The organism is Actinoplanes oblitus (assembly GCF_030252345.1).
GTDB lineage: Bacteria > Actinomycetota > Actinomycetes > Mycobacteriales > Micromonosporaceae > Actinoplanes > Actinoplanes oblitus.
Genome location: NZ_CP126980.1, coordinates 7,032,387 through 7,056,102 on the forward strand (window position 1 = coordinate 7,032,387; position 23,716 = coordinate 7,056,102).

Genomic DNA, 23,716 nt, shown 5'->3' on the forward strand with positions numbered 1-23,716 from the left:
TGGAGGGTGCCGTGACGGAGCCGAACGACTGGGTGCCGGCGGGGATCGACGTCAACCAGCCGAGCGCCGCCCGGGTCTACGACTACTTCCTGGGCGGGGCGCACAACTTCGCGGTGGACCGGGCGCTCGCCGAGCAGATCGCCGCGATGACGCCGAACATCGGCGAGACGATGCGCTCCAACCGGGTCTTCCTGCGCCGCGCGGTGCGCTACCTCGCCGAGCGGGGCGTCCGGCAGTTCCTCGACATCGGCTCCGGCATCCCGACCGCCGGCAACGTGCACGAGATCGCCCTCGCGGCGGCCCCGGACGCGCGGGTGGTCTACGTCGACATCGACCCGGTCGCCGTCGAGCACAGCCGGGCGATCCTGGCCGGCATCGACGGCACCGGGGTGATCCTGGCGGACGTGCGCGACGTGGACCGGGTGCTGGCCGAGGCGGCGAAGGCGGGACTGGACTTCAGCCGGCCGGTGGCGGTGCTGCTCGCCGGGGTGCTGCACTTCGTGCCGGACAGCGACGACCCGGCCGCGCTGGTGGCGGCGCTCGGGGCCGCCGTGGCGCCGGGCAGCTACCTGCTGATCTCGCACGCCACGGCGGACGGGCAGCCACCCGAGGTGGTCGAGGCACAGCGGCTCTCCGGGCGTACCGGGACCGAGATCGTGCTGCGCCCGGCGGCGGTGCTCGCGACGTACTTCACGGGTTTCGATCTCGTCGAACCCGGTCTGGTCTTCATCCCGCGGTGGCGCCCGGACCCGAGCGACCCGGTCGACGAGCATCCCGAGCGAGTAGGCGCGTACGCCGGAGTCGGCCGCAAGGGATGACCGACTTCGCCCAGCTCTGGCGGGAGCGGGTGGCACCCGAGGGTTTCGTGCCGCTGGACGGTGCCGCCCTGGAAGCCCTGCTAGACCGGCTCACCGGCCGGCTCCTCGAGGACGATCCGGACGCGGCCCGCGAGGTGGGCGCCGAACTGGTGCACGCCCACCTGACCGATCCTGCCGTGCTCGCCGCCACCATCACCACGATCGGCGCGGCCCTGCCCAGCGCGCGGCCCGCGGCGATCCAGGCCGCCGTCGCCGAGGGTTTCGCCCAGGCCCTGCGCGCGGCCACCATGGCCGAGCAGGAGCGGCTCACCCGGGCCGTGCTGGACGCGCACGCCACCGCCGAACGCGCGTTGCGGGCCAGCGAGTCCCGGCTGCGCGCGATCTTCCACAACGCCGCCGTCGGCATCGGGGTGAGCACCATGGACGGCCGCATCGTGCGGGTCAACCAGGCGTTCGCCGACCTGCTCGGTTACACCCCGGACGAGCTGTGCGCGATGACCGTGCCGCAGCTCGCCCACCCCAGCGACCAGCCGGGCATGTGGCGGCTCTACGACGAGATGCTCCGCGGGGAGCGGGATCACGTGCGGCTGGAGAAGGCGTACCCCCGCAAGGACGGCACGGCGGTCTGGACCGAACTGACGTCCTCGCTGATCCGCGACGAGGACGGCACCCCCGAGCTGACCATGGTGATGGTGCAGAACATCACCGACCGGCGCCGGCTCGAGGAGAGCCTGCAGTACCAGGCCGGCCACGACCCGCTGACCGGCCTGCCGAACCGGGTGATGATCGCCGCTCACCTCGACAAGGTCTTCGCCACCGCCGGCCGGGTCGGGCTCTGCTACCTCGACCTGGACGGCTTCAAGCGGATCAACGACACGCTCGGCCACCAGGTCGGCGACGCCCTGCTGGTCACCGTCGCCGAGCGGATCGCGGCGTGCGCCGACGAGCCGTGCCGGATCGCCGGCCGGATGAGCGGCGACGAGTTCGTCCTGGCCGTCCGCGACCCGTCCGGCCCGGCCGAGATGCGGGACCTGGCCGAGCGGCTGCTGGCCACGCTGACCAGGCCGTACGAGGTCGGCCGGCACCGGCTGCGGATCTCCGCGAGCATCGGCGTGGTGGACAGCGACGTGTCCAGCACGTCACCCGACGAACTGATGAAGGCCGCCGACCTCACCCTGTACGTGGCGAAGTCCGAGGGCAAGGCCCGGTTCGTGATGTACGACGCGGACCGCAACGCCCGGCAGGCCGCCCGCTACACGCTGGCCGCCGCCATCCCGGACGCCCTGGACCGCGGCGAGTTCACCGTGGTCTACCAGCCGCTGGTGTCGTTCACCGACGAGCGGCTGTGCGGTGTCGAGGCGCTGGTCCGCTGGCGGCACCCGGTGCTCGGCACGCTCTCGCCGGACACGTTCATCCCGCTCGCCGAGGAGACCGGGGTGATCGTCGCCCTCGGCCGCCACGTGCTGCGCCAGGCCTGCGCCCAGGCCGCGTCCTGGACCGGCGTCTTCGTCAGCGTCAACGTGACAGTCGCGCAGGTCCGCGAGCCCAGCTTCCCGGCCGAGGTGGCGGCGATCCTGGCCGAGACCGGGCTGGACCCGCGCCGGCTCGTCCTGGAACTGACCGAGAGCGCCATCATGGACACCGACGGGGCACCGCTGGCCGCCCTGGACGGCCTGGCCGCCCGCGGTATCCGGATCGCGATCGACGACTTCGGGACCGGGTACTCGAACCTCGCCTATCTGCGCCGCCTGCCCATCCACATCCTCAAGCTGGCCGGGCCGTTCGTGGAGGGGCTGCGCGCGTCGTCATCGGTCGACGAGCAGATCGTGCGGACGATCGTGACGCTGGCGCACGCGCTGAAGGTGACGGTCACGGCGGAGGCGGTCGAGACGCGCGACCAGGCCGACCGGCTGCGGGAGCTGGGGTGCGACACGGCGCAGGGCTATCTGTTCTCCCGGCCGCTGCCCGCCGAGTCCCTGCTTCCGCTCCTCCAGGAACCCATTTTCAGTACGCCGTGAGCACGGCCCCGCGGGCAGCGCCCCGAGCGCGTCCCGTGGAACCGCGACACCATGCCGTGCCCGACCGCGCACCCGCTTCGTTGAGCCGGGCATGTCTCGCACGCTTGTCCTCGCCGCTGCCGCCGCCCTCGCCGTCACCCTCACGGGATGCTCCAGCGGATCCGACTCGACGATCGCCCCGGCCGCGCAGAACTCCCCGCCACCGGTCGCCGGGCAGCCGCAGTCCGACCTGCGGGCCAGCATGGAGGCGCAGCTCGGTTTCCCGCCGAAGCCGGACGACCAGACCGCGCGGGCCTACCTCGCCGACCTGAAGAGCATCGATCCGGCGCTGGTCGCCGCCGGCACCCCGGACGCGCTGGTCAACCGTGGCCGCGACCAGTGCCGCGATCTGAAAGTGCGCCCGCAGAAGGACTGGACCACCGCGGCCAGCCAGCGGTTCACCACCCCACAGGCGCCCCGCGGCCTGGACCCGGCCGCCGCCGAAAAGATCATCAAGGTGGTCCGGATCCGCCTCTGCCCGACGTTCTGACGCGGTGACTCCCGGCCGTCGACCGACGAGGGCCGGCGATGACCTCCGCACGGGTGACGACGGTGGCGATCGCCCGGGCCGCCGGCCGGTCCGTCCTCACCGTCTCCCGGTGCCGAGGGGGCCGGACGGCGTCTCGCCGGCCACCTGCCGGACGCTCGCGGTGAGGTCATCGAAGAGCGCCTCCGGAACGGCGTCCACCAGCCGCCGCCAGTACCCGCTCCCGCAGGCCCACGCCGCGGCGATCGCCTCGTGCACCGCCCGCGGATCCCCCGCCGGGGCCGACGCCCGCCGCACCGCGGCCACCACCTCCGGCGGCAGCTCCCGCTCCGCCGCCCGGGACGGTGTCAGCCAGTGCTCGGTACGCCCCTCCGCCAACCGCGCCATCCACAGCAGATGCCGCTGCGCGTGCGCCAACGCGTCGACAGCCCGCAGCGTCTCCCCGCGCCGGGCCACCTGGTGCGCCAGGACCAGCCAGTTCGCGAACCGCCCGCACACCCGCGCGGCGTCCGGCAGCGCGGCGTGCGCCGGCAGCGACGCGAGAGCGGTCCGCAGCTCACCGGTGCGGTCCACCACGATCATCCGCTCGACGTCCGCGCCACGCGCCGGCCAGGTCGCCACCGACCCGATCTCGGCCGCCGTGGCGAAGTGGAACTCCCCGCGCAGCAGCCCGGGGAAGAACACCACGTGCGCGCCGAACTCGTTGACCACCACGTGCCGGAACTCGGCGATCGTTTCCAGCCACGCGACCGGGTCCGCGAGCGGCGCCCCGAAGAACAGCCAGTACTCGATGTCGCTGTGCTCGTCCGCCTCGCCGCTCGCGAACGACCCGTAGGTCAGCGCAGCCACCAGCCGCTGATCGCGGCGGCAGAGGTCGCCGACCCGCTCGATCAGCTCGTGCTGCCGCACCTCAGGCCATCAGGATGTCGTCGACCTTGACTGTGCAGTTGCTGACGTGCACGCCGTACTTCTCCACCGCCTCGATGACTCGCGCGCGCACCTCGCTGGTCACCTCGGCGACCACCTCGCCGGCCCGCAGGCAGAGCACCACGGTGATGTCCACGTCGATGCCGTCCACCTTGGCCGTCACCCCGCGCGTCGCGTCGCCGACCTTGTCCAGGCCGACCTTGTCGAGCACCGCGTTGAAGAACCGGGCCACGTCCCCGCCGAGCTCGGCCACCCCGGGCACCGACTTGGCGGCCGCCGCGGCCAGCTTCTCGATCACCTCACGCTCGAAGACGGTGTCCCCACGATAGGCCGCGACCTCGATCACCTCGGCCCCGCCGTGCTGCGGCGGCACCGGCTTGGCGACCGCGGGAAGGAACATCTCCTGGGTACGGTCCGCGTGGAACTCGGACTCGTCGTTCATCGAGCGATCCCCTGATTCGATAGGTGTGCCGTCAGCCTACAAGAGATCAATTCCTCGGCCCGGTGCCGAGTGCTCACCCGCGAAGCGCCGATCTCGAGGCACCACCCCGGCTGGTCCTCACGACCCCATCCCCGCCCCGAACACCCACCACAACCAGCCACCGAACCCCGGCTGGCACTCACGACCCTGTCACCGCCCCCGACACCACCACCACAACCAGCCACCGCACCCGAGCTGGCACTCACGACCCTGTCACCGCCCCGGACACCACCACCACGACCAGCCGGCGAACCCGGGCTGGCACTCACGGTCCTGTCAGCGCCCCGGATGGCACCACCACGACCAGCCGGCGAACCCGGGCTGGCACTCACGGTCCTGTCAGCGCCCCGGATGGCACCACCGCGACCAGCCGGGCGGTGCGGCGGGGCGCGTGCAGGGGGCGTACCGGAAATGCCGGACGGCGGCCGGAAGCGGGCGACCCACCGGAACCCACCGGGTCTGACCAGTCGAGGTCAGTCAGCCGGTTCCGGGGCAGAAATGGTCCGTTGCGGATGAGGTAGCGGGAACCCTCCGGCGGTGCACTGTGTCCATGTTCGATGACAACGGATCGTTCCTGCTGGCAACACTGGAGTTCTTCATCTTCCTGGCCTGGTTCATGTGCCTGTTCTGGATCTTCGGCGACCTGTTCCGGAGCAAGGACCTGGGCGGCTGGGGAAAGACCCTCTGGACCCTCTTCCTGATCTTCCTGCCGGTGATCGCGATGCTGGTCTACCTGATCGCCCGCGGCAACGGCATGACCGAACGCGCGATGGCGCACCAGGTTGAGCTGCAGCAGCGGCAGGAGGCCTACATCCGCCAGGTCTCCACCGCCACCCCGGCCCGTGACTCCGGCGCGGCCGGCGAGATCGCGGCGGCCAAGGAACTGCTCGACGCGGGCACCATCAGCGCCGCCGAGTTCGAGCAGCTCAAGAGCAGCGCCCTGCGGAAGACCCCGGCAACCGCCTGACCCCGCCCCCGGCGACGGCTGGCCGCCGTCGCCGTCCGGGCCGGCGACTACGATCGGTGCTCGTGTCGAGCGTCGCGGAACTGACCGAGCGGGTGCGCGCCTTCGCGCACGAGCGGGACTGGCAGCAGTTCCACACCCCGAAGAACCTGGCGATGGCCCTGGCCGGCGAGGTCGGCGAGTTGCTGGCCGAGCTGCAGTGGCTGACACCCGAGCAGTCGGCGCGGGTGATGGCCGATCCGCTGCTCGGGCCGCGGGTGCGCGCCGAGATCGGCGACGTCACCATCTATCTGGTGCGGCTGGCCGACGTCCTGGGGATCGACCTGGTCCAGGCCGCCACCGAGAAACTGGCCGAGTCCGCCACCCGCTACACCGTCGAGGCCGCCCGGGGCCGGGCCGACAAGATCAAAGACGTTTGACGGTACGGCGATCGTCCGCCCCCCGCAGCGTCACGCCGGTCCGGTCCAGCAGTTCGAGCAGCGGAACGGCGACCCGGCGGGTGGTGTCCAGTGCCCGCCGCGCCTCGCTCGGCGTGAACGGCTGCGGCCCGCTCGCCAGGATCGCCGCGGCGCGGGCCGGTGCGTCGGCGGGCAGCACCACGTTCGGCGCGAGCTGGACGATCAGGCCGAGGCGTACGGCGGCCCCGAGTTGGCGGGCGCCCAGGCCGAGCTCGGCCAGCCGGTGGGTCTCCGGCGCCGCGAACGGCCGCTCCGGGTCGAACGCCCGCCGTACCGCCGCCAGCAGTTCGGCGGGGATCCCGGACCGGGCCGGCGCGACCCGCCCGCCGTGCAGGGTCAGCGGATCCGTCACGAGCGCCTCGACGAGACTCCGATCAGGCAGCCCCAGTTGATGGCGCAGCATCTCCACCGGCATGCCGGGTTCCAACGGATTTTTCTCGACATAGTCGGTGACCTCGTCGGCGAGCCGTGCGCCCAGGCCCACCCAGTATTCCGGGTCCGCGAACCAGTCCCCCGCCACCGGCTCGCCCAGTGCCGGTTCGGCGAAGCCCATCCGCACCAGCTCGTCGCGCCGCATCAACCGCCGTCGCCGCAGCTCGCCACCCAGGTCGGCGCTGCCGTCCATCCCGGCCAGCTCGGCGGCCCGCGCCGCACCGGCCCCGCGCCGCCCCAGGCCGGGCGGCGCGACGTCGAGCACCGTCACCCCACCGGACACGTGATGCCGCCCCGGGTCCCGCAGCAGCGCCCGATCCCCGATCCGCAACGGCAGCGGCCGGTCCAGCCGCAGCCGGGCGGTGTCCACGCCGAGCGGCCGCACCCGCACCGGCACCGCCGCCGACCCGAGGTGCAGCGTGACGGTCTCCGGCAGCGACGCCACCGCGTCCCCGCGCACCCGCACGTCGACCAGCTCGGTCAGCCGGAACCGCCCCGGTGTCAGCAGCGCCTCCCCACGCCCCACGTCGGCCCTGTCCACCCCGCGCAGGTTGACCGCCACCCGGGCCACGGCACCCACCTCGTCCGCCGGCTCCCCGAGACACTGCAGTCCCCGGACCCGGACACCGCGCCCCGATCCGGCCAGCTCCAGCACGTCCCCGGTACGCAAGGTGCCCGCCCCGAGCGTCCCGGTGACCACCGTCCCGGCGCCCCGGATGGTGAACGCCCGGTCGATCCAGAGCCGCACCGCCCCGCCCCGATCCGCCGCCGGCAGTTCGGTGACCAGCCGGTCCAGGGCCGCCCGCAGCTCACCGATCCCGGCGCCGGTCACCCCGCTGACAGCGACCGCCGGCACCCGTCCGAGCGAGGTCTTCGCGATCTCCGCCAGTGCCGCCTCCGTCGCCGCCGCCGGATCCGCCAGGTCCGCCCGGCTCACCACCAGCAGCCCGTGCCGGACCCCGAGCGCGTCCAGCGCCGCCAGGTGCTCCGCCGACTGCGGCATCCACCCCTCGTCCGCCGCCACCACGATCATCGCCGCCGGCGCCGGACCCACCCCGGCCAGCATGTTCGGCACGAACCGCGCATGCCCCGGCACGTCGACGAACGCCACCGTCGCCCCGGACCCCAGCCGCGTCCACGCGAACCCGAGGTCGATGGTCATCCCCCGCCGGCGCTCCTCCGCCCACCGGTCCGGCTCCATCCCGCTGAGCACCCGGACCAGCGTCGACTTCCCATGATCGACATGCCCCGCCGTCGCCACCACGTGCACCCGGCGCCCACCTCCGTGAATACGACTCCAGCCGATCAGATCACCGCTCGCCGGCCCGGCTCACGCACCCGCACGTGGCGCGCTCGCGGCGCATCGGCGGATCGCGGCGGCGAGGGTGTCGTCCGCCGCCGCCGGTACGCAGCGCAGGTCCAGCAGCAGCCGGCCGTGTTCCACCCGGCCGACGACCGGGGGATCCGTGTGGCGGAGCGGCTCGGCGTACCCGGACGGCAGCGACAGCGACCACGACGGAAGCTGGAGTTCCGGCGCGCCCCCGCCGCCGACGACCGCTACCGAGGGGACCACCGAGGCGTCGGGATGGTTCAGCCGCGCGCACAGGCGGGTGGTGCGGTCCCGCAGCTCGTCCGCGTCGTAGCGAAGCGCCTGCCGGGTCGGCGGGAGCGGACCGGCCACTGTGGCCTGCAGTGCCGCGAGGGTCAGCTTGTCCACCCGCAGCGCCCTGGCCAGCGGATGCCGGCGCAGGCGCTCGACCAGCGCCGACGATCCCAGCAGCAGTCCGGCCTGCGGGCCGCCGAGCAGTTTGTCGCCGCTGGCGATCACCAGGTCGGCGCCGGAGCGCAGCGTGCCGGCGGCATCCGGTTCGCCGGGCAGCAGCGGGTCAGAGGCGAGCAGTCCGGATCCGATGTCGACCACGACCGGTACGCCCAGGCCGGTCAGCGAGGCGACCGGGGCCGCGCTGGTGAAGCCGCGCACCACGAAGTTCGACGGGTGCACCTTGAGGACGAAGCCAGTCGCCGGGCCGACGGCGGCCGCGTAGTCGGCGGGCGACGTGCGGTTGGTGGTGCCCACCTCGCGCAGCCGCGCGCCGGTCGATTCCAGCAGGTCGGGCAGGCGGAAGCCGTCGCCGATCTCCACCATCTCGCCGCGGCTGACGACGATCTCGCGCCCGGCGGCCAGCGCGGTGGCGGCCAGCACCAGGGCGGCGGCGCCGTTGTTCACCACGTGCACCGCCTCGGCGGCCGGTACCGCGGCGGCCAGGGCGGCGAGGGCGGTACGGCCGCGCCGGGCCCGCTTGCCGGTGTCCAGGTCGAACTCGACGTCGGTGTGCCCGCCGGCCGCCACTATCGCGTCGAGCGCCGCGGCGGACAGCGCGGCCCGGCCGAGGTTGGTGTGCAGGACGACGCCGGTGGCGTTGAGCACCGGCCGCAGGCCGCCGGCGGTCGCCGGGAGGGCGGTGACGGCGGCGTCCGCGACGTCGGTGGGTGCCAGCTCGCCGGCCCGGGCCCGCTGCTGGGCGGCCCGGACCGCGGCCTTGACCGGCTCCCGGCCGAGCCGCTCCACGGCCGCGCGCAGGCGCGGGTCGGCCAGCAAAGCGTCGGTCCGCGGAATCCCGCGCCGCCGGTCCACACCGGCCTGCCCCGCGGCGACCGAGGCGGTCCCGGCGGAAGCGGTCCCGGCGGAAGCGGTCCCGGCGGAAGCGGTCTCGGCGGAAGAAGACCCCGCGGCAGTGGACCCGTGGGAAGCAGAGCCCGCGGCAGCGGAAGACGGCCGATCCACACCGACCTCCCATGGCGCAGCGGAAACAGGCTGGCGGAGGCGGACGGGAATCGAACCCGCCTGACCCGGATACCGGGTCACGTCGGTTTTGAAGACCGCGAGGAGCACCAGCAACCTGAACGCCTCCGCGATCACCGTATCCGACGACGGAGGTCCTAGTGTGTAGCGGTATGACGCGTCTGACCCAATACGCCCACGGCGGCGGCTGCGCCTGCAAGATCCCCCCGGGCGAGCTGGAGCGGATCGTCTCCGGCTTGGCCGGTGCACCGCGGGACGCCAACGCCGAGCTGCTGGTCGGCCTGGACGGCGGGGACGACGCGGCTGTCGTCCGGATCGCCGATGGCACCGCCGTCGTGGCGACAGCGGACTTCTTCACCCCGGTCGTCGACGACGCCTACGACTGGGGCCGGATCGCCGCCGCCAACGCCCTCTCCGACGTCTACGCGATGGGCGGCACCCCGGTCGTCGCGGTCAACCTGCTCGGCTGGCCGCGCGACGTGCTTCCCATGGAGCTGGCCGCCGAGGTGCTGCGCGGCGGCCTCGACGTGGCCCGGACGGCGGGTTGTCACGTGGCCGGCGGGCACAGCGTCGACGACCCGGAGCCCAAGTACGGGATGGCGGTCACCGGCGTCGCCGACCCCGCCCGGCTGATGCGCAACGACGCCGGCCGCCCCGGCCTGCCGCTCACCCTGACCAAGCCGCTCGGCATCGGCGTGCTCAACTCCCGGCACAAGCGGACCGGCGAGGTGTTCCCGCAGGCCGTCGCGGCGATGACCGAGCTGAACCGGGACGCCTCGGCCGCCGCGCTGGCCGCCGGCGCGGTCTGCGCCACCGACGTGACCGGTTTCGGTCTGCTCGGCCACCTGCACAAACTGGCCCGGGCCAGCGGTGTCACCGCGCGCGTCGAGGCGGCCGCCGTGCCCTATCTGGACGGTGCCCGGCAGGCGCTCGCCGACGGCCACGTCAGTGGTGGCACCCGGCGCAACCTGGACTGGGTCCGCCCGCACGCCGACCTGGGCGGCCTCGCCGAGGACGAGTTGCTGCTGCTCGCCGACGCGCAGACCGCCGGCGGGCTGCTGATCGCCGGCGAGGTCCCCGGATACCCGGTGATCGGCGAGTTGCTGCCGGCACAGGAGGGCGTCACGCTCACCATCCGCTGATCAGAACCCGCTTCGGGTACGCCCGGAGCACCGTCCCATGGGGTGCCCACGGGACGGTGCTCACCGCGTACCCGAAAGCGGGTTCTGATCGTGGTGGGAGGGACGTCCTGCGACTACTTGACGATCAGCTTCTGGAACTGGGCCTTCACGTCGGCGGACTTGACGTCGACGTCCATGTGGCGCGGCGGACCGAGGTCGGTGCCGAACGTCGACTGGTAGTGCACCGTCTCCGGGCAGCTGGAGCCGCCGAACTGCATCGTGGTGTTGTAGACCACCCGGCCGGTGCGGATCTCGATCGCCTTCACCGACACCTTGACCTTGTGGAACGTCACCTTGTAGCTCGGACCGGACCCGTAGTTGCTGCGGTAGCTGCAGGTCTGCACCGAGGCGCCCTGGGTGTCGGCGCCGATGCAGACCACCAGCGTCGCGTTGGTGACGTCACTGGCCGACCAGCCCTTGGGCAGCCTGCCCGACTGCCCGGAGTTGCCGTAGAACAGCGCCCGGTTGGTGCCCTTGCCGTACGGCTTGGCGGCGCTGTACTTCGAGGGGCTGCCGCAGTACGTCGGGGTGCTGCTGCCGCTGCCGGTGGCCAGCTTCTCCTTGACCGTCTTCAGCTCGAGCTGGAGGTTGGCCCGGGCGATCCCGGCCTGCGCCTTCGCCTTGCCGCCGTCGTTCGGGTACGCGTCGATCAGGTGCTGGTAGACGCCCTTGGCGTCGGTCCACTCGCTGGCGGCCATGAACGAGTCGCCGCAGCTGAGCAACGCGGCCGGCTCCTGCTTGGCCACCAGCTCGGTGGTGCGGTCCAGCGTGTTGTTCGTCTTCGGCCGTTTCGCCAGCCAGTCCATGATCGTCGCGGTGTCGCAGCCGTCCTTGGCCGGCAGCTGCGTCATGAACTTGTCGACGACCGCGTCGGCCATCTTCTCGTGCCCGGGCAGCGTGGCCAGCACCGTGTTGATCTGGTTGAAGCCGGTGTTCAGCTCGGTGACGTCGGCCTCGGTGACGCCGGAGGTGAGCGTCTCGCCGGCCTCGGTCAGCTGGCGGCAGGCCTTGACCGTGTCGTCGCCCTCGGCCGCGAGCGGGGCGTCCGCCATCCGCAGGCCGAGCCACACCTTGTCCAGGCTCTCCATCGCGTGCTTGCAGTCGCCGCTGGCCTGGGCGTCGTCGACGGTCTGCCCGATGCTGCCGGCCTGCACCCGCAGCAGGCCGAGCACCAGCAGCACGACAGCGGCGGCGGCACCGCCGACGATCCGCTGGCGCAGCTGGGTGGCCGGCTCGACCGGGCCCTTGGCCAAAAAGTAGCCGTGCGCGATCATCGCGAGCCACCAGAGCACCGCGACGATCTCGATCAGCACGGTGTGCACCGACGGGACGACGAAGAACAGCAGGATGAAGCTGACCAGCAGGGTCAGCACGCCGAACGCGGCGCGGCGCATCATGAAGTAGCCGATGCTCAGGAACGACGCGTTGGCGAGCGCGACGGCGAGGCGGTCGGTCTTCTTCGGCTCGCGCGGCGGGGCCGGCGGCATCGGCTGCGGGGCCATCGGGGCCTGCCAGCCCGGCTGCGGCTGCTGCGGCCAGCCCTGCTGGGGCGGGTAACCGGGCTGCTGCGGCGGGAAGCCCGGCTGCTGCGGCTGCGGCGGGAAACCGGCCTGCTGGGGCTGCGGCGGGAAACCGGCCTGCTGGGGCTGCGGCGGGAAACCGGCCTGCTGGGGCTGCGGCTGCGCCGGCCAACCCGGCTGCTGCGGCCAGCCCTGCTGCGGATGCGGTGGCTGCTGGGGCCAGCCCTGCTGCGGCGGCCAGCCCGGCTGCTGCTGCGGGGGCTGCCAGCCCGGCTGCTGCGGCCAGCCCTGCTCGGGGACGGGCGGCTGCTGGGTCCAGGCCGGCGGGGGCGGGAAGGCGGTCGTCGGCGGCTCGGCCTGCGGGTCCGCGGGCATCGGTGTGGTCGGCGGCTCGGCCGCCGGCACGACCGGCTCGGTCGGCTGCGCGACGGACTCGGTCGCAGGTGCGACCGGCTCAGTCGGGTGCACCACCGGCTCGGTCGGCGGCGCGACCGGCTCAGTCGGGTGCACGACCGGCTCGGTCGCCGGCGCGGTCGATTCAGTCGGGAGCACGGCGGGCTCGGCCGGCTGCGAGGCGGGCTGCGCGGACGGCATCGGCGTGGTGGGCGGCTCGGCCGCCGGGGCGGCCGCGGCCGGGGCCGGCTGGTCGGCTGCTTGCGCGGCCGGCTGCTCGGCCGACGGCGTGGCCGAGACCGGAGTGGTCGGCGGCTCCTGGTCGGATGCGGACTGCTGATGCGGCACCTGCGGCGGCTGCCCGTCCTCGGACGGTGGCGGCTGCTGCGGCGGTTGCCAACCGGACGGCGGCTGGGTCATGGTGCTCCCCCGAGCTGAAGGCGTGCGGACAAGGCGCTACGGATCGAGTCCGTCACCTCCCCCGTGACCGATGGGCAATCCATCGACCAGATCCGCAGCGTACCGGACCCCTGCCAGGGAGTTTCTCAACGGGTATTACGCGGTTTTCCCGGATTGGGACAGCCGTTCCCGTTGCGGCACCACCGTGTACTTCGGATCCTTCGCCGACGCGACGCCGGCCTCGAAGATGCCGAAGCGGGTGGCCAGCGACGCGGTCAGGAGCGACAAACCGGACAGTACGGAGACCGTCCGGCTGCGGCGGCCGAGCACCGCCCCGGCCACCCCGGCCGCGGTCAGCGCCCGCCCGGCACGCAGCAGCCGGCCGGGACGCCCCTGGGCGTACGGTTCGCTCAGCATGCCCCGGCCCGTCTCGACGCGGTGCGCGCCGTACAGTTCGAGCGCCGCGCCCAGCACCGCCATCCGGCGGGCCGGCCCGGCTTGCGCCACCGGCGCCGCGAGCAGTCCCACTCCGGCGCCGCTGGCCAGCGCGCTGCCCGCGAAGATGACCGGCAGTTCCCGGTACGCCCCGTGCCAGCTGGGCGTGGCGGTGTCGGCGAGCAGCACCGCCGTGTAGGTGGCCAGCGCCGGCGCCACGGCGGCCGCGGCGTACTGCCCGGCTCGTCCCAACTGCCGCAGGCCGGGGATCCGGGGCGCCACCTCGGCCGCCGCCGCGATCCCGGCCGCCCCGCCGAACGCGCTGAGGATCCACGTACCCATCGACATCGGCGAGGTGGGTTTGGCGACGCGCAGCATGTGGTGGAAGCGTTCCGGCCGGCCGAGGTCGTTGACCAGGAAGTACGTGCTGGCGGCGAGCGCACCGAGGGCGGTCAGCCGGCCGGCGCGGCGCAGCGCGGGCCGGCCGGTGGCATCGCCTCCGGCGGCCAGCATCGCGGAGCCCGCCGCCAGCCCGCCGGTGAACAGGTAGGCGGCGATGTCGTGGGTCCAGACGGCCGGCCGCACGATGGGCCGGCCGTAGTAGGAGCGGAAGTCCGCTTTCGGCACCATCGGCCGATCTCTCACGGTTTCCCTCCCAGGAACGAGACGACCACGGCGGCGGCCATCGTGAGGCCGACCAGCCCGGCGCGTTTCCACATCTTCGGCAGGTCGCGGGTGGTCACGATCGGGTCCGGTGGCAGGCCGTACACCTCGGGCTCGTCCAGCAGCAGGAAGAACGCGCCGTCCCCGCCGACACCGTCGTCCGGATCGTGCCCGTACAGCCGCGCCTCGGTCACGCCCTGCTCCCGCAGCGCGGCCACGCGGTGCTCCGCCCGCCCGCGCAACTCCGCCAGCTCACCGTACTGAATGGACTGTGTCGGGCACGCCGTGGCGCACGCCGGCATCAGGCCGTCGCCGATCCGGTCGTAACACATCGTGCACTTCCACGCCCGGCCGTCGCCCTCGCGCTGGTCGATCACGCCGTAGGGGCAGGCCGGGATGCAGTACCCGCAGCCGTTGCAGATGTCCTCCTGCACCACCACCGTGCCGAACTCGGTGCGGAACAGCGAACCGGTCGGGCACACGTCCAGGCAGCCGGCGTGCGTGCAGTGCTTGCACACGTTGGACATCATCAGCCATTGGAGATCGCCGCCGGTCGCGGCCTCCTGAAAGACGTCGACCGTTTCGGGCACGCCCGGAGCGACGCCCCCGTGGTTCACCGCCACCGCCGGCTGTTCGATGAACGCCACGTGCCGCCACGAGTTCGCGCTCAGCCCACCGGTGTTGTCGTAGGAGTGCCCGAGCAGGTTGAACCCGTCGTCGGGCACCGCGTTCCACTCCTTGCAGGCCACCTCGCACGCCTTGCAGCCGATGCAGACGCTGGTGTCGGTGAAGAAGCCCATCCGCGGTGGCGCGTCCGGGTACCCCGCGTCGGGGGCCGGATCGAGCGGGCCGTACAGGCTGTTCTCGCCCACTCAGCGCTCCCCGGTGTCCAGGCCGGCCCGTTTCCGGTACCCGGCGACGTACGCGAGCAGTTCCGGGCCCCGCGGCCGGCGGCCCGGCTGGATGTCGCACGTCCCGACCTTGCTCTCCTGGATCAGCACGTTCGGGTCGAGGGTGATCCCGATCAGGTCGTTCGCCGAGTCGCCGGTGACCAGCCCGGCGCCACCCCAGTGATAGGGCATCCAGATCTGGTGCAGCACCCGGCCGTCGACGCGCAACGGCGTGAGCCGATCGGTGACCAGCACCCGGGCCTCGATGGCGGCGCGGGTCGTGACGACGTGCGCCCAGCCGAGGTGCTCCAGCCCGCGCTCGGCGGCCAGCTGCGGGGAGACCTCGACGAACATCTCCGGTTGCAGCTCCGAGAGGTACGCCAGCTGGCGGCTCATGCCACCGGCGGTGTGGTGCTCGGTCAGGCGGCTGGTGCTGAAGACGTACGGAAAGACCTCGGAGGTCGGGTTCACCGGGTTCTCCGGGCGGTCGTAGGTCTTGCGGGCCGGGTTGGCCTGCTGCCCGTAGAGCGGGTTGCGCACCGTCGACTCGGCCGGCTCGTAGTGCGTCGGCAGCGGGCCGTCGATCAGGCCGCTCGGCGCGTACAGCCAGCCCTTTCCGTCGCCCTGCATGATGAACGCGTCGTCGCCGGCGATCGCCTCGACACCCGACGCGCCGTCCGGCGGGCGGTAGCCGGGCGCCTTCGTCTTCTCGAAGTCGGGCACGTCGTAACCGGTCCACTCGCCGGCCTCGGCGTCCCACCAGACGTACTTCTTCCGCTCCGACCACGGCTTGCCGTCCGGGTCGGCGGAGGCGCGGTTGTAGAGCGTGCGGCGGTCGGACGGCCAGGCCCAGCCCCACTCGGCGGCCACCCAGTCCTGCTCGCCGCCGGGTTTGCGGCGGGCGGCCTGATTCACCCCGTCCTTGAAGACGCCGGAGTAGATCCAGCAGCCGCAGGCCGTCGACCCGTCGGCCTTGAGCGCGGTGAAGCCGGGCAGCGGCTTGCCGGTGGCGACCTCGTACCCGTTGATCTCCTTGAGCACGCCCTCGCCGTCGTCCGGGTCGTAGTCCCAGTTCAGCTTGAGCAGGGCCTGGTCGCGGGGCAGCGTCGAGCCGGCCAGCCGCTCCCGGAGGATCCGGCCGAGGTGGTGGAAGAACCACAGCTCGGAGCGGCAGTCGCCGGGTGGGTCCAGGGCTTTCTCCCGCCACTGGAGCAACCGGTGGGTCTGGGTGAAGGTGCCCTCCTTCTCGGCGTGCGAGGCGGCCGGCATGAAGAACACCTCGGTCCGGCACTCCTCGGGGACGATCTCGCCGGTGGCGACCTCGGGACTGTCCTTCCAGAACGTCGCCGACTCGATCATGAACAGGTCGCGGACCACCAGCCAGTCCAGGTTCGCCATGCCGAGCCGCTGCGCCTTGCCGTGCGCGGAGCCGACCGCCGGGTTCTGGCCGAGCAGGAAGTACCCCTTGATCTTGCCGTCGATCATGTCGAGGACCTGCTGATACGTACCGTGGTCGCCGGTGAGCCGGGGCAGCCACCCGAACCCCCAGTCGTTCTCCGCGGTCGCCGCCTCCCCCCAGTACGCCTTGAGCAGGCTCACCGCGTACGCCTCGGCCTCGGCCCAGAAGCCTTTCTGCTCGGGGTGCCGGATCGCGTCCACCCACTGGCGGAACGTCTCGTGCTGCGTGTGGTGCGGCATCGGCAGGTAGCCCGGCAGCAGGTTGAACAGGGTCGGGATGTCGGTCGAGCCCTGGATGCTGGCGTGCCCGCGCAGCGCCATCACACCGCCGCCGGGCCGGCCCATGTTGCCCAGCAGCAGCTGGATGATCGCCCCGGTGCGGATGTACTGCACGCCGACGCTGTGCTGGGTCCAGCCGACCGAGTAGACCAGCGCGGTGGTGCGCTCCCGGCCGGAGTTGCTCGTCCACGCCTCGCAGACCTCGAGGAACTTGTCCCGCGGCACGCCGCAGACCCGCTCCACCAGCTCCGGGGTGTACCTGGCGTAGTGCCGCTTGAGGATCTGGTAGACGCAGCGCGGATGCCGCAGCGTCGGGTCGCGGGGCACGTCGGCGGGCACCGGCGGGCCGTGCGACTCCTGCTCCAGCCCGGAGGCCGTCTCCCGGTCGATGTGCGACTCTTCGTGATCCTGGACCGCGTCGTCGTCGTGCTGCCCCTGGTACGCCCAGCTGGCCTGGTGGTACGCGCGGGTCTCCGGGTCGAAACCGGAGAACAGCCCGTCGAGGTCCTCGGTGTCCTGGAACTCCTCGCTCACGATCATGGACGCGTTGGTGTACGCCACGACGTACTCCCGGAAGTCCTTCTCGTTGCCGAGGATGTAGTTGATCACCCCGCCCAGGAACGCGATGTCCGCCCCGGCGCGCATCGGCACGTAGGTGTGCGCGAGCGCGCTGGTCCGGGTGAACCGCGGATCGATGTGGATCACCTTGGCGCCGCGGTTCTTCGCCTCCACGACGTACTGGAAACCCACCGGGTGGGCCTCCGCCATGTTGGAGCCCTGGATGATGATGCAGTCGGCGTTAGCCAGATCCTGGAGGAATCCGGTGGCCCCGCCGCGGCCGAAGCTGGTCCCCAGACCGGGGACGGTGGCGGAGTGTCAAATCCGCGCCTGATTCTCGATCTGCAACGCGCCCATCGCGGTGAACAGCTTCTTGATCAGGTAGTTCTCTTCGTTGTCCAGCGTCGCGCCGCCGAGGCTGGAGATGCCCATCGTCCGGTTCAGCGGGCGGCCCTGGTCGTCGGTGTCCTCCCAGGTGTCCGCGCGGGCCTTGAGCACCCGGTCCGCGATCATCTCCATCGCGGTGTCCAGGTCCAGGGTCTCCCAGTCGGTGCCGTAGGGCCGCCGGTAGAGCACCGTCTTCTGCCGGCGGTCGCTGGTGACCAGGCTCTTGCTGGCCGAACCTTTCGGGCAGAGGCGGCCCTTGGAGATCGGGCTGTCCGGATCGCCCTCGATCTGGGTGACCTCGCCGTCCTTCACGAAGATCCGCTGGCCGCAGCCGACGGCGCAGTAAGGACAAACCGAGCGGGCCATCGAGTCGGCGGTCTCGGTGCGGGCGGTCAGACTCCGGGACCGGGCACTCTGCACCGCGGCACCACGACCCAGCGGGTCGGTGCCGGTCAGCTGCCGATAGACCGGCCAGCCCTCGATCCAGGTGCGGACACCCATGTGATCGACCCTAACCCGGTTCGGATGACCGCGCACGGCTTGGCGAACGTGCCAGATACATGTTCGAGTGGGCGGTTGCCGGTCGTCGTCACTAATATCGTCCCGTCCGGTCACGGAGGGGAGGCATGGATGGATTCGGAGCGCGACGACGCGGAGCGGGCACGCAGCCCGGGGCCGTGGGACACGCCGCCGCCTCGCAAGGCGGCTGCCGCGCCGGCGTCCGCTGATCCTCCCGCGCCTCCTCCGCCGTCGGGTCCTCCGCCGTCGGGGTCTCCGCCGCCGGGGTCTCCGCTCAGCCGCTCGTCGGGCAAGCACCGGAGATCCACCATTCCGTCCCGGGCTCCTGCGCCCGAGCCACCGGCGCCGGTCGAGTCGCCACCGGCCGCGCCTCAGTCCCCGGCCACTCCCCCGGCGCCACCTGCCGCGCCACAGCCGCCACCCGCCACTCCTCAGTCGCCATCGGCCGTGCCCCAGTCGCCGGCCCCTCCCCTGGCGCCACCCGCCACGCCGCAGCCGACCACCGCGACCTCACCGCGGGCCGCGACGTCGCGGCTGGCGAACCCCTGGGCCACGGCGGCTCCGCCACGGGCCCCGGGGCCGGGCACGCCGCCGCCGCGCGGCCCGGATCCGAGTGCGCAGGCGCCTCGCCGGCCCGAACCGGTGACTCCCCCACCACAGGCTCCGGCACCGATCACGCCGCCACCTGTCGCTCCACCGCCTTCGTCCGGTTCCCCGCCTCGGCGGCCGCCGTTCGCCGCCGTTCCGAGACAGCGGCCGTCCGAAACGACGCCGCCGGCTCCTGCTCGCCGCCAGCGCGCGGAAACCCGTTCCCGGCGTGAGGACGCTCCCGGCTCGGCGACTGACTATCCGCAGAACTCCGCCGTACATGCGCCCGCGCCGGTCGTTCACCCACCACCGCCGGCCGCTCCATCGCCGGCTCCAGCCGGGCCTCCGCCGCCGGCCGCGTTTCCGGCGGCTCCGGGCGTGCACTCGCCGCCGGCCGCTCATTCGGCGGCTCCGCCGGCCGCCTATCCACCGGCCACTCAGCCGGCTCCGTCGGCCGCTTATCCGCCGGCCGCTCAGCCGGCTCCGTCGGCCGCTTATCCGCCGGCCGCTCAGCCGGCCGCTCCGGCGGTGCATTCGCCGCCGGGCGCTTTTCCGCCGCCTCCGGAACGCCAACCGGCTCCGCCGCCCGGTGCCTGGGAATCGCCGCCGGGCCACGCCGAGCCCGTACCCCGAATGCTCGTTCCGCTGCCCGTACCGCACAAGGAAACCGCGCGGAAAGCGGCGCTGGATCTGCCCCGGCGACATCTCGTGCTGATCTGCGTCGCGTTGCTCCTGGCGGTGGCCGCCGCCGGCAGCCTGGTCTATCTGCGGACCCGATCCGGCGATTCGCCGGACCCGAAAGCCGCCGCCGCGCAGGCCGCGGCGGCATTGCGTGGCCAGGACGCCGCCTCGCTCAAGGTGACTTTCTTCGACCAGACCGGATTGGACGTCACCGGCGATCTGACGGTCACCGCGGGCGGGACCGCGCAGGGCACGCTCACCGACGCGGGTGGCGGAAAAGCGGAATTCCGCGCTGCGCGCGACGACACCGCGATCCGCGGGGACGAGGCGTGGTGGGCACGTCGCGACGCCGCCCGGGTCGGGGCGTTGAAAGGCCTTTGGGTACGCCCGGAAGGGCTGGCGTTCCCCATCGAAACGCCCGCCCTGCAACCCGAATCGCTGGCCGGAATGGTGGACTGGGTCCGCAATGACGGGACAGCCGCGTCCGACGTGACCTCGGTCGCCGGCCAGCCCGTGGTGGGATTGCGGCGCGGCGGGTGGACGTTCCTGTTCAGCCGGGCCGAGCCGCACCGGCTGGTGTGGTTCGGCGGTGCGGTCCAGGACCGGGCGCCGATCGCGCCGCTGCAGCCGGGGACCGCCGCCAGATACCGCTCGTCGCAGATGGCGCCGCCGACGCCGCCCTACGTGAGCGCGCTGGTCGATCCGGCGCCGGCGGACGCCCGGATCGCCGATTTCCCGGACGACGCCGTGGTCGAGGAGAAAGCCACGGTGAAACGACCCGCCTTCGACGTCACCGTGAATGCCACCACCTGCCGGACGACGACCTGCACCTGGTCGGTGACGGTGACCAATACCGGTTCCGCGGCCGGTACCGCCTCGGTGGTCGCGTCGGTGTCGCCGGGCATGCCGGAGACCCGGGTCATCTCGCTGGGCACCATGCAGCCGGGCGCGATCAGGTCCACCGCGACGATGAGTTTCCGGAATCCGGCTCCGACCAACCGCGACGTGTCCGCCGACTACCGGGCCGAAGTGTTCGCCAAGGAGTTGCACGGCCCGAACCTGAAACTGATCCGGCGACTCCAGGAGAGCGGTGTGGTCGTCGGCCGCTCGGAAACGCTGACCGGCCTCGATCCGAGCCAGCTGCCGACAGCGCTACTGGTCCTGGACGCGATGCGCGCGGCGCCGCATTTCGACGCCGGCAAGGCGGTCGACGCGATGGAGAACGCGGTCACCTACGGCGCGTTGCCGGAACTCGGTGAGCTGGTCCGCTCCGGCCGTCTGGAGAACCCGGAGATCCTGTACCCGAAACTGCAGAACCTGATTTTCGAATACGACACCGGAGCGCCGGGGACACCCTTCCACGAGAAACTGGGCTCGCGGCGGCAGTTGCAGATCGCCGCCGGCATCCTGCTCGAGGACCCGGCCGCGAAGGTGACCCTCGACGGCGCGGCCGACGTGCTGGTCCACACCGGGCAGAACACCACCTCGGCCATTCAGACGAGGTCGGTGAGCAGCGATTCGGTGACCACCAACCTGCGCGGCGCCCTGAAGGAACTGGCGCGGGACGCGCCGCCCGGCAGCACCCGGGTCGTGTGGCTGCATCTGGAGGCGCCGTCGGGTCCCGCGCACGCCGCCGGTCGCGACTACTTCGACGCCGCGCTCAAGAAGGCCGGCTCCGACCTGTGCAAGAAGGCGGACGAGGTGGTCGTGGTCAACCAGTCCGGTGTCCAGCGCTGGACCAGGCAGCAGTTCCCCGGCTGTGACTGAGTCATCCCCGGCCCGGGACGCCGAGCCCCGCGAAGTGTGGCGTGAATCGCCCGATGTGCGCATCCGGCCGGCGACTCCGTATCCTGCCCACATGGACGAAACCGCCGCTACCAGCACCGATGCAGGATTCGCCGAGCTGGGGCTGCGTCCCGAACTGCTGCGCGCGCTCGCTGATCTCGGGTACGAGGAGCCCACGCCGATCCAGCGGGAGGCGATCGCGCCGCTCGTGGCCGGGCATGACCTGGTGGGGCAGGCGGCGACCGGCACGGGAAAGACGGCGGCGTTCGCCCTGCCCCTGCTGCAGCGGCTGACGGCCGGCGAGGCGGACGGGCCGGTGGCGCTGGTGCTGGTGCCGACCCGGGAGCTCGCCGAGCAGGTGTCGCAGGCGGTGCACCGCTACGGGCGGGACCTGAACGTGCGGGTGCTGCCGGTCTACGGCGGGCAGCCGATCCAGCGCCAGCTCCAGGTGCTGCGGCGCGGCGTGGATGTGGTGGTCGGCACCCCCGGCCGGATCCTGGACCACATCGAGCGGGAGACGCTGCGGCTCGACGCGATCCGTACCGTCGTGCTGGACGAGGCCGACGAGATGCTCGACATGGGGTTCGCCGAGGACATCGAGGCGATCCTGGCGGAGACGCCCGAGGAGCGGCAGACCGTGCTGTTCTCGGCCACCATGCCGCCGCGGATCGACGCGATCGCCCGGCGTCACCTGCGGGAACCGCTGCGGATCCGGATGGGGCGGGAGACCGCCGAGGCCGACGCGCTGCCGACGGTACGCCAGAGCGCCTACCTGGTGGCCCGCGCGCACAAGGCGGCAGCTCTCGGCCGGGTGCTCGACGTGGAGGCGCCGACCGCGGCGATCGTCTTCTGCCGCACCCGCGAGGAGGTCGAGGAGGTCACCGAGAGCCTGAACGGCCGGGGTTTCCGCGCCGAGGCCCTGCACGGCGGGCTGAGCCAGGACCAGCGGGACCGGGTGATGGGCCGCCTCCGCGCGGGCACCACCGAGCTGCTGGTCGCGACGGATGTGGCAGCTCGCGGGCTGGACGTCGAGCAGCTGACCCACGTCATCAACTTCAACGTGCCGTCGGCCCCGGAGGCGTACGTGCACCGCATCGGCCGGGTGGGCCGCGCCGGCCGGACCGGTGCCGCCATCACCCTGGCCGAGCCCCGCGAGCAGCGGATGCTGAAGGCCATCGAGCGGTTGACCGGTCAGCGGATCGTACTGGAAAAGCTCCCGACCGTGACCGACCTGCGGGCCCGGCGCCTGGAAGTGGTCCGCACCACCGTCCAAGAGGCCCTGGACGCCGACGACCTGGACCGTTTCCGATCGGTGCTGGCCTCCCTCACCGACGAGGCCGACCTGGAACAGATCGCGCTGGTCACCCTGAAGCTGCTGCACGAGGCGAACGGCGGCGACGTCGACGAGCCGGAGATCCCGTCGATCGCGCCGCAGCGTGAGCGCGAGTTCGACAATCGCGCCGCGCGCCGCAACGGTCCCGGCGCCGACCGCAACGGCGACCGCGGTCCGGGCCGAGGCCGGTCCGGGGGCGGCGCGGTGACCCGCGTCTTCGTCGGCCTGGGCCGGCGTGCCGGGCTGCGCCCGCAGGACCTGGTCGGCGCGATCGCCGGCGAGGCGGGCCTGCCGGCGCGGGACATCGGCGCCATCCAGATCACTGACCGTTTCTCGCTGGTGGAGGTCCCCGAGGCCGACGCCGACCGGGTGATCCGCGCGCTGAGCCACAGCACCATCCGGGGCCGCCGCCCGACGGTCCGCCGCGACCGCCCCCACCGCTGACGGGGATCAGGAGCGTCAGCCGAGCGGCCCGGGGTCGGCCAGCCGCGGCCGTTGCCCGGGTTGCTCGAAGTAGTACCGGAGCGCTCGGTAGGCGGGCACCGCGTTTCCTCCCAGCCAGGACGCGCGAATAACCATGAACGGCAGGAATTGCCCCTCGAATGCGTGGAGCCTGCCGGTGAGGCGACGCTCGCGTGTCCCCTCCGCCGGCACCGCCTTGACCGCGATCATCGGCTGCGCATCCTCCAACGGCAAGGATGTCGCCGATGGCTCCCCACGGGACGAAATGTTCGAGCAGCAGCGAGCGGTGATACACCCCGGTCGGCGTCAGCACGACTCTCCCCGGCGCCAGGCGTAGCAGGACGGTGAGGATCCACCCGATGCCGCCGGCAGCAAGCACCGCGACCACCGACTTCGCCCAGTCGGCAGGCGTCCCGTCCCGGGCGAAGAGCAACCGCGAAACAGTAACGCGACCCGGCCCTCCCGGGTCATCCGCAGATCGACGACCAGCTCACCCTGGGCCTGCACCGACGCGCAGGGAACGTACACAACCGGCGGGAATGCCATCGCCTCACGCCCACCGGGAACAGCTGACTCGCGCATCTCCGCCCTCCCGTCACCGGCGCTATGTGAGCGGGTACGTCTGGCGCAGGACTTCGGTTCGACACGTGACAGTGGAAGCGGCTACGGGACGCGCGAGACGAGTTGCTCCTGCCGCACAGGGCCCCAGCCAACGATGACCCCCGTCGTCGGCGGCAGCGACCCGTCCGTGCAGATGC

18 protein-coding genes and 1 tRNA gene are annotated in these 23,716 nt (G+C 72.7%); 8 read left to right on the plus strand and 11 right to left on the minus strand.

Annotated features, from left to right (window positions below):
• The first annotated feature begins 11 nt into the window (after window positions 1-11).
• The 3 genes from Actob_RS31765 (at window position 12) to Actob_RS31775 (ending at window position 3,365) form a co-directional block, all read left to right on the plus strand.
• Window positions 12-818: an SAM-dependent methyltransferase gene (locus Actob_RS31765; protein WP_284915539.1), complete on the plus strand. Its 807-nt coding sequence runs from the start codon at window positions 12-14 to the stop codon at window positions 816-818.
• Window positions 815-2,836 (plus strand): putative bifunctional diguanylate cyclase/phosphodiesterase, encoded by a 2,022-nt coding sequence (locus Actob_RS31770; RefSeq protein ID WP_284915540.1) that lies wholly within the window; start codon window positions 815-817, stop codon window positions 2,834-2,836. Before Actob_RS31765 ends, Actob_RS31770 begins: the two co-directional genes overlap by 4 nt.
• A gap of 91 nt (window positions 2,837-2,927) precedes the next feature.
• Complete coding sequence (locus Actob_RS31775) at window positions 2,928-3,365, plus strand: hypothetical protein (protein ID WP_284915541.1); 438 nt, start codon at window positions 2,928-2,930, stop codon at window positions 3,363-3,365.
• Window positions 3,366-3,461: 96 nt separating this feature from the next.
• On the opposite strand, the gene Actob_RS31780 is transcribed toward Actob_RS31775, so the two are convergent.
• Both Actob_RS31780 and Actob_RS31785 read right to left on the minus strand, forming a co-directional pair.
• Window positions 3,462-4,271, minus strand: coding sequence for a hypothetical protein (locus tag Actob_RS31780; protein WP_284915542.1), 810 nt, complete (start codon window positions 4,269-4,271; stop codon window positions 3,462-3,464).
• A 1-nt stretch (window position 4,272) separates the two neighbouring features.
• Entirely contained in the window at window positions 4,273-4,731 is a 459-nt protein-coding gene (locus tag Actob_RS31785) for an Asp23/Gls24 family envelope stress response protein (RefSeq protein WP_284915543.1), read from the minus strand.
• Between the two features lie 589 nt (window positions 4,732-5,320).
• On the opposite strand from Actob_RS31785, the gene Actob_RS31790 reads away from it, so the two are divergent.
• Both Actob_RS31790 and Actob_RS31795 read left to right on the plus strand, forming a co-directional pair.
• Window positions 5,321-5,737: a PLD nuclease N-terminal domain-containing protein gene (locus tag Actob_RS31790; RefSeq protein ID WP_284915544.1), complete on the plus strand. Its 417-nt coding sequence runs from the start codon at window positions 5,321-5,323 to the stop codon at window positions 5,735-5,737.
• Between the two features lie 62 nt (window positions 5,738-5,799).
• Window positions 5,800-6,153 (plus strand): nucleotide pyrophosphohydrolase, encoded by a 354-nt coding sequence (locus Actob_RS31795; RefSeq protein WP_284915545.1) that lies wholly within the window; start codon window positions 5,800-5,802, stop codon window positions 6,151-6,153.
• Here the strand turns inward: Actob_RS31795 and selB are convergent.
• The 3 genes from selB to Actob_RS31810 form a co-directional block, all read right to left on the minus strand.
• Entirely contained in the window at window positions 6,140-7,894 is a 1,755-nt protein-coding gene (gene selB, locus Actob_RS31800) for a selenocysteine-specific translation elongation factor (protein WP_284915546.1), read from the minus strand. The genes Actob_RS31795 and selB overlap by 14 nt on opposite strands.
• A 60-nt stretch (window positions 7,895-7,954) precedes the next feature.
• Complete coding sequence (gene selA, locus Actob_RS31805; RefSeq protein ID WP_284915547.1) at window positions 7,955-9,259, minus strand: L-seryl-tRNA(Sec) selenium transferase; 1,305 nt, start codon at window positions 9,257-9,259, stop codon at window positions 7,955-7,957.
• Window positions 9,260-9,440: 181 nt separating this feature from the next.
• A tRNA-Sec gene (locus Actob_RS31810) sits at window positions 9,441-9,536 on the minus strand.
• Window positions 9,537-9,579: 43 nt separating this feature from the next.
• Here Actob_RS31810 and selD point away from each other — a divergent pair.
• Window positions 9,580-10,569 (plus strand): selenide, water dikinase SelD, encoded by a 990-nt coding sequence (gene selD / locus Actob_RS31815; protein WP_284915548.1) that lies wholly within the window; start codon window positions 9,580-9,582, stop codon window positions 10,567-10,569.
• Window positions 10,570-10,682: 113 nt separating this feature from the next.
• On the opposite strand, the gene Actob_RS31820 is transcribed toward selD, so the two are convergent.
• The 5 genes from Actob_RS31820 to Actob_RS31840 all read right to left on the minus strand — a co-directional run bounded on the left by Actob_RS31820 (window position 10,683) and on the right by Actob_RS31840 (window position 18,663).
• Window positions 10,683-12,941 (minus strand): hypothetical protein, encoded by a 2,259-nt coding sequence (locus Actob_RS31820; RefSeq protein WP_284915549.1) that lies wholly within the window; start codon window positions 12,939-12,941, stop codon window positions 10,683-10,685.
• Window positions 12,942-13,076: 135 nt separating this feature from the next.
• A complete protein-coding gene (gene nrfD / locus Actob_RS31825) occupies window positions 13,077-13,985 on the minus strand; it encodes an NrfD/PsrC family molybdoenzyme membrane anchor subunit (protein ID WP_284922410.1) in 909 nt (302 codons plus the stop codon).
• Between the two features lie 11 nt (window positions 13,986-13,996).
• On the minus strand, window positions 13,997-14,890 hold the full coding sequence (locus Actob_RS31830) for a 4Fe-4S dicluster domain-containing protein (RefSeq protein WP_284915550.1): 894 nt from the start codon (window positions 14,888-14,890) through the stop codon (window positions 13,997-13,999).
• Window positions 14,891-18,091, minus strand: a complete 3,201-nt coding sequence (fdh, locus tag Actob_RS31835; protein WP_284915551.1) for a formate dehydrogenase — start codon at window positions 18,089-18,091, stop codon at window positions 14,891-14,893. It abuts the gene before it with no gap.
• Between the two features lie 449 nt (window positions 18,092-18,540).
• On the minus strand, window positions 18,541-18,663 hold the full coding sequence (locus Actob_RS31840; protein ID WP_284915552.1) for a hypothetical protein: 123 nt from the start codon (window positions 18,661-18,663) through the stop codon (window positions 18,541-18,543).
• 667 nt (window positions 18,664-19,330) lie between these two features.
• On the opposite strand from Actob_RS31840, the gene Actob_RS31845 reads away from it, so the two are divergent.
• Window positions 19,331-21,145 carry a hypothetical protein gene (locus Actob_RS31845; RefSeq protein WP_284915553.1) on the plus strand — a complete coding sequence of 605 codons (1,815 nt, stop codon included), beginning with the start codon at window positions 19,331-19,333 and terminating at the stop codon, window positions 21,143-21,145.
• 91 nt (window positions 21,146-21,236) lie between these two features.
• Window positions 21,237-22,940, plus strand: coding sequence for a DEAD/DEAH box helicase (locus tag Actob_RS31850; RefSeq protein WP_284915554.1), 1,704 nt, complete (start codon window positions 21,237-21,239; stop codon window positions 22,938-22,940).
• 15 nt (window positions 22,941-22,955) lie between these two features.
• Here Actob_RS31850 and Actob_RS31855 read toward each other — a convergent pair whose 3' ends face one another.
• Entirely contained in the window at window positions 22,956-23,168 is a 213-nt protein-coding gene (locus tag Actob_RS31855) for a hypothetical protein (protein ID WP_284915555.1), read from the minus strand.
• Between the last annotated feature and the right edge of the window lie 548 nt (window positions 23,169-23,716).

Bases quoted from the DNA above. Each gene is read 5' to 3' on its own strand.
- Actob_RS31770 (WP_284915540.1), top strand. From the start codon at position 815: ATGACCGACTTCGCCCAGCTCTGGCGGGAGCGGGTGGCACCCGAGGGT.
- Actob_RS31775 (WP_284915541.1), top strand. From the start codon at position 2,928: ATGTCTCGCACGCTTGTCCTCGCCGCTGCCGCCGCCCTCGCCGTCACC.
- Actob_RS31785 (WP_284915543.1), bottom strand. From the start codon at position 4,731: ATGAACGACGAGTCCGAGTTCCACGCGGACCGTACCCAGGAGATGTTC.
- Actob_RS31790 (WP_284915544.1), top strand. From the start codon at position 5,321: ATGTTCGATGACAACGGATCGTTCCTGCTGGCAACACTGGAGTTCTTC.
- selD (WP_284915548.1), top strand. From the start codon at position 9,580: ATGACGCGTCTGACCCAATACGCCCACGGCGGCGGCTGCGCCTGCAAG.
- Actob_RS31820 (WP_284915549.1), bottom strand. From the start codon at position 12,941: ATGACCCAGCCGCCGTCCGGTTGGCAACCGCCGCAGCAGCCGCCACCG.
- nrfD (WP_284922410.1), bottom strand. From the start codon at position 13,985: ATGGTGCCGAAAGCGGACTTCCGCTCCTACTACGGCCGGCCCATCGTG.
- Actob_RS31845 (WP_284915553.1), top strand. From the start codon at position 19,331: ATGCTCGTTCCGCTGCCCGTACCGCACAAGGAAACCGCGCGGAAAGCG.
- Actob_RS31850 (WP_284915554.1), top strand. From the start codon at position 21,237: ATGGACGAAACCGCCGCTACCAGCACCGATGCAGGATTCGCCGAGCTG.
- Actob_RS31855 (WP_284915555.1), bottom strand. From the start codon at position 23,168: ATGATCGCGGTCAAGGCGGTGCCGGCGGAGGGGACACGCGAGCGTCGC.